Annotated in this window: 4 protein-coding genes; 3 read left to right on the forward strand and 1 reads right to left on the reverse strand. The window is 67.4% G+C overall.

Annotated elements, in window-relative coordinates; translation table 11 throughout:
- The first annotated feature begins 143 nt into the window (after positions 1–143).
- Positions 144–749 carry a nicotinamide riboside transporter PnuC gene (gene pnuC, locus QMX80_RS17900; RefSeq protein WP_282278524.1) on the forward strand — a complete coding sequence of 202 codons (606 nt, stop codon included), beginning with the start codon at positions 144–146 and terminating at the stop codon, positions 747–749.
- A 213-nt stretch (positions 750–962) separates the two neighbouring features.
- Here pnuC and putA read toward each other — a convergent pair whose 3' ends face one another.
- Positions 963–4,169: a bifunctional proline dehydrogenase/L-glutamate gamma-semialdehyde dehydrogenase PutA gene (gene putA / locus QMX80_RS17905; protein WP_282278525.1), complete on the reverse strand. Its 3,207-nt coding sequence runs from the start codon at positions 4,167–4,169 to the stop codon at positions 963–965.
- Positions 4,170–4,473: 304 nt separating this feature from the next.
- Between putA and QMX80_RS17910 the strand changes: the two genes are divergently transcribed.
- The gene (locus QMX80_RS17910) at positions 4,474–4,947 is read left to right on the forward strand and encodes a DUF2244 domain-containing protein (protein ID WP_055770964.1); all 474 of its coding nucleotides are present in this window, start codon (positions 4,474–4,476) and stop codon (positions 4,945–4,947) included.
- A 41-nt stretch (positions 4,948–4,988) separates the two neighbouring features.
- Complete coding sequence (gene coxB / locus QMX80_RS17915; protein WP_235504330.1) at positions 4,989–5,897, forward strand: cytochrome c oxidase subunit II; 909 nt, start codon at positions 4,989–4,991, stop codon at positions 5,895–5,897.
- Positions 5,898–5,954: the final 57 nt, after the last annotated feature.

Raw genomic sequence — 5,954 nt, forward strand, 5'->3', positions numbered from 1 at the left:
TTTTCTCACCCGCGGGTGGGGTGGCGCCCGAACCCCGCCCGCCCCCGCCCCGGGGGGGCCTTCTGCGTTTGCGAGACGCGAGACGACGTGGCCCGCGACCTCGCCGGCGTGGCCCTGTGCTGCGCCGCGGGCGACAATGGGGCATGAACCTGTCCGATCCCGCATTCCAGCTAGAGCTGGCCGCCAATATCGCCGTCGCCGGCTCGATCCTGATGGCCGGACGCAACAACGTGCACACCTGGTGGCTGGGCATCGTCGGTTGTGCGCTGTTCGCGCTGGTGTTCGAGCGGTCGCACCTGTATGCGGACATGGTCCTGCAGTTCTTTTTCATCGCCGTCAGCGTGCTGGGCTGGTGGCAGTGGCTGCGGGGCGACCATGGCGCGCCGCTGCCGATCAGCCGCATGCCTCCGCGGTCCTGGATCTGGCTGGTACCGCTGGCGGTGCTGGCCACCTCCGGCTATGGCTGGATGCTGACGCGGTTGACCAACGCCTACGCGCCCTACGTCGATTCGGCGGTGCTGGTGCTGAGCATGATCGCGCAGCTGCTGATGATGCGGCGCAAGCTGGAATCGTGGTGGCTGTGGCTGCTGGTGAACAGCATCGCGGTGCCGCTGTACTACAGCCGCGGGCTGCACCTGACCTCGATCCTCTATGTCGGTTTCTGGATCAATGCCCTGGTGGCGCTGCGCCATTGGCGGCATCTGATGCGCGACGAAGCAGGGGCGAAGGCGGCCGATGCGGTCGCCTGAGCAGGCACCGGACGAGTACGCCTGCCTGGGATGAACCCCGCGGCCCGTCGCCGGCACGATAGCGGCGCCTGCATGCCTCGCATGTAGAGCGGGGCAACGCCCCGCTGGGAGCATCACCGGTCAAGCCCCGCCGGGCGCTGCCCAGTGGTGTTAGACAGCCATGAAAAACCCCGCTTTCGCGGGGTTTTTCACTTGTCGCATGGGCGTCCGGAATCAGTCGCCGAGGGTGAGCAGCGATGCATTGCCGCCGGCCGCGGTGGTGTTCACCGTCACCGTCTTTTCGGTGGCGAAGCGCAGCAGGTAGTGCGGGCCGCCGGCCTTCGGGCCGGTGCCGGACAGGCCCTGGCCGCCGAAGGGCTGCACGCCGACCACGGCGCCGATCTGGTTGCGGTTGACGTAGACGTTGCCGACATTGACGCGCGAGGCGATGCGGTCGACGGTTTCGTCGATGCGCGAATGCACGCCCAGGGTCAGCCCGTAACCGGTGGCGTTGATCTGGTCGATCACCGCATCCAGCTGATCGGCCTTCCAGCGGATCAGGTGCAGCACCGGCCCGAAGATTTCCTTGTGCAGCTGGCCCAGGTCCTTCAGCTCATAGGCGCGCGGCGCGAAGAAGGTACCGTGCGCGGCTTCGTCGGACAGCGGCGCGGTGGCGATCAGGCGCGCTTCGGCGTCCATGCGCGTGGCGTGGTCGGTGAGGATCTTCAACGCATCGGCGTCGATCACCGGGCCCACGTCGGTGGACAGTTCGCCCGGGTTGCCGACCTTCAACTCGGCCATCGCGCCGGACAGCATGGCCATCACCTTGTCGGCAATGTCGTCCTGCACCAACAGCACGCGCGCGGCCGAGCAGCGCTGGCCGGCGGAGGTGAAGGCCGAGCCGATCGCGTCCTTGACCAGCTGTTCCGGCAGCGCCGAGGAGTCGGCGATGAAGGCATTCTGTCCGCCGGTTTCGGCGATCAGCACGCCGATGGCGGCATCGCGCGCGGCCATCGCGCGGTTGATGGCGCGGGCGGTTTCGGTGGAGCCGGTGAAGGCCACGCCGGCCACGCGCGCATCGGCGGTGAGCGCGGCGCCGACGGTGGCGCCGTCGCCCGGCAGGAACTGCAGCACCTCGGCCGGCACGCCGGCGTCGTGCAGCAGTTTCACCGCGTAGTAGCCGACCAGGTTGGTCTGCTCGGCCGGCTTGGCGATGACGCTGTTGCCGGCGGCCAGCGCGGCGCTGACCTGGCCCAGGAAGATCGCCAGCGGGAAGTTCCACGGGCTGATGCAGACGAATACGCCGCGGCCATGCAGCTGCAGTTCGTTGCTCTCGCCGGTCGGGCTCGGCAGCTTCTCGCCTGCGCCGAACTGCTCGCGCGCCTGCTTGGCGTAGTAGCGCAGGAAGTCCACCGCCTCGCGCACTTCGGCGACGCTGTCCGGCAGGCTCTTGCCGGCTTCCTTCACGCACAGCGCCATGAACTCGGCGATGCGCGCTTCCAGCTGGTCGGCGGCGTGTTCGAGGATGGCGGCGCGGCTGGCGGCCGGGGTGCGGTTCCAGTCCGGCTGCGCGGCCACGGCATTGGCCAGCGCCTTCTGCACGGTGGCGCTGTCGGCGGCCTGCCAGTGGCCGACCACCTCGCGGCTGTCGGCCGGGTTGGTCACAGCCAGGCTGGCGCCTGTGGTGTTGGCGCCGGGCACCAGCGGGGCGGCCTGCCAGGGTTTGATCGCGGCGTTGAGCTGCTCGGCGAGGGCGCGCAGTGCGTTGTCGTTGGCGAGGTTGATGCCCATGGAGTTGTTCCTGTCATGGTTCTGGCTGCGCAGCAAATCGACCGGCAGCGGGATCTTGGGATGCGGAATGGAGGCGAACGAGGACACGGCTTCCACCGGGTCGCGGATCAGGTCGTCGATGGACACGTCCTCGTCGGTGATGCGGTTGACGAAGCTGGAGTTGGCGCCGTTCTCGAGCAGGCGGCGCACCAGGTAGGGCAGCAGGTCTTCGTGCGAACCGACCGGCGCGTACACGCGGCACGGCACGTCCAGGCGGTCGGCCGGGATCACTTCGGCATACAGGTCGTCGCCCATGCCATGCAGCTTCTGGTGCTCGTAGGTGCGGCCCTGCGCGATCTGCTTCACCGCCGCGATGGTGGCCGCGTTGTGCGTGGCGAACATCGGATACAGCACGTCGCCGTGGCCGAACAGGCGCTTGGCGCACGCCAGGTACGACACGTCGGTGTTCTGCTTGCGGGTGAACACCGGGTAGCCGGGCAGGCCGTCGATCTGCGCGCGCTTGATCTCCGCGTCCCAGTACGCGCCCTTGACCAGGCGCACCTGCAGCCGGTGGCCGATGCGGCGGGCCAGGTCGGCGAGATAGTCGATCGTGTACGGGGTACGCTTCTGGTAGGCCTGCACCACGATGCCGAAGCCTTCCCAGCCTTTGAGCGAGGGATCGCTGACCACGCGCTCGATGATGTCCAGCGACAGTTCCAGGCGGTCGGTTTCTTCGGCATCCACGGTGCAGCCGATGCCGTAGGACTTGGCCAGCTGCGCCAGTTCCAGAACGCCGGGCACCAGGTCGTTGAGCACGCGTTCGCGCTTGGCGTGCTCGTAGCGCGGATACAGCGCCGAGAGCTTGATCGAGATGCCGTGCGAACGGGTCACGTCGCCATCGGCCTTGCCGCCGCGGGCGAGGTTGTCCTTGCCGATGGCGTGGATCGCGCGCTTGTAGTCTTCCAGGTAGCGCAGCGCGTCCTTCATGGTCAGCGCGCCTTCGCCGAGCATGTCGAAAGAATAGCGGTAGTTGGCGTTGTCGCCCTTGTGCGAGCGTGCCAGCGCTTCGCCGATGGTGCGGCCCATGACGAACTGGTGGCCCATGATCTTCATCGCCTGGCGCACGGCCAGGCGGATCACCGGCTCGCCGACGCGGCCGATCAGGCGCTTGAAAGCGCCATGCACGTCGCGCTTGGTGTCGTCGGCCAGGTCGACCAGATGTCCGGTCAGCATCAGGCCCCAGGTCGAGGCGTTGACCAGCACCGAGTCGGACTGGCCCATGTGGCGCTTCCAGTCGGCCTCGCCGAGCTTGTCGCGGATCAGCTTGTCGGCTGTCTCCTGGTCGGGGATGCGCAGCAGCGCTTCGGCCACGCACATCAGCAGCACGCCTTCCTCGCTGCCGAGGTCGTACTGGCGCATGAAGGCCTCGATCGCGCCCTGGTCCTTGGCGCGGGCGCGCACCCGGCGCACCAGGTCGGCGGCGGTGGCCTGGACCTGGGCCTGCTCGGCGGCGGGCAGGCGGGCCTGGTCAAGCAGTTCGCGGACGTGGCTGGCCTCATCCTTCAGCCAGGCGTCGGTGATGGCCTGGCGCAGCGCGGCCGGTGCCGGTGGCAGTTCGGGCGAGAGCAGCGGCTGGGCCGCGGCGGCGTGGTTGGACGGCGTTGCATTCATGGGCATGACCACATGGGGACACGTTGGGATTCGGCCATTTTAATCATTGGAGACGGATTTCCTAGTCCTCCCTGCAACCACTTTTTGGTTGCAGAACCATTGGTACGCAGGCGATACGGCAAAAAATTCCGCGCGCATATCATTTGTGCCGAATCCGGCAAATTATCCGCCGATGTCTATTCGGTCCGGGGGCTGGCCCGATGTGCAGTGCAACAATCACGACATTGATGAATGAGAGCTTGCCGGGGTGATTGGGCGGGGCTACCATCGAAGCCGTTTTCCGCGGTACGGACGCGGTTGCGACATGATCGAGATGCTTCGGCTGGTTTCCGACGGCTCACGTGCGCAGCTGGTGCTGCATCCCCCACGGGCGCTCAGCGCCCGGCAGTTCGTCCTTTTGTTCGCCGCGTTGGCAGGGTTGATGTTGTTCTCGGCAGGCCTGGGCTGGCTGTCTGGAAACGTTTTCGCCCCGGCCTTCGCGTTATTGCATTGCTTCCTGGTGGGAGCTGCCCTGCGCGCGTCATGGCGCAGCGGCGAACGCCGGGAAGAGATCCGGGTTGGACCGGACTGCGTGGAAGTGATTCCCGTGGCCGGATGTCCGCCGGTTTTCCGGGCTCACCCCTACTGGGTGCGCCTGGTGATCGAGGACGAACGGGTCGTGCTGGTCTCCAGCGGGAAGCGGGTCGAAGTGGGGAGTCTCCTCGCACCTGCCGAACGAAGGGAGCTGGCGGCGACGCTGGAAGGCTTGCTCGCGGCCAACGAAGGCCGCAACCGATGACGTCAAGGGTCTAGGCAATGAAGCAAAGCAACAGGTGGGGAATGTGGTTCAGGCAGGGACTCGGGCTGGCGGCGATGGCGCTGGCGGCACCGATGGCATGGGCCCAGGCGGGCGATCCAAAACCCTGGCAGCTCAACATGGGCAAGGGCGTCACCCATACCGCGCGCATGGCGTGGGAAGCGCACATGGTGGCGCTGTGGGTGTGTACCGTCATCGGCGTGATCGTGTTCGTCGCGATGGGCTATGCGATCTTCAAGTTCCGCAGGTCCAAGGGCGCGGTGGCGGCGCAGTTCTCGCACAACACCAAGGCCGAGATCATCTGGACCGTCATCCCGATCATCATCCTGGTGGTGATGGCATGGCCGGCCACGGCCAAGCTGATTTCCATGTACGACACCCGCGACTCCGAGATGACGGTGAAGATCACCGGTTATCAGTGGATGTGGAAGTACGAGTACCTGGGCGAGAACGTCGAGTTCACCAGCCGCCTGGACCGCAAGTCCGACGAGGTGCGGCAGAGCGGCGTGGTGCCGAACATGGCGTCCGACCCGCATTACCTGCTGGACGTGGACAACCCGCTGGTGCTGCCGGTGGATACCAAGGTCCGCTTCGTTATCACGTCCGACGACGTGGTCCATGCCTGGTGGGTGCCGGCGCTGGGCTGGAAGCAGGACGCGGTGCCGGGCTTCATCAACGAGCGCTGGACCAACATCGAGCAGGAAGGCGTGTACCGCGGTCAGTGCGCCGAACTGTGCGGCAAGGACCATGGCTTCATGCCGATCGTGGTCAAGGCCGTGTCCAAGGAAGAATTCAAGACGTGGCTGGCCTCGCGCAAGCCCGCTCCGGCGCCGGCGGCCGAACCCGCTCCTGCCGCCGCGCCCGCCACCGACGCCCCGCAGCCGGAGGCCGCGCCCGCCGCGGAACCGGCGCCTGCGGCGGCTGGCGCCTGATACCGCTGCGGGGGGGGGGCGGGGGGGGCGGGGGGCGGGGGGGGGGGGAGGGGGGGG

The sequence above is a fragment of the Stenotrophomonas sp. PS02297 genome (assembly GCF_029959705.1).
Taxonomy (GTDB): Bacteria; Pseudomonadota; Gammaproteobacteria; order Xanthomonadales; family Xanthomonadaceae; genus Stenotrophomonas; species Stenotrophomonas nitritireducens.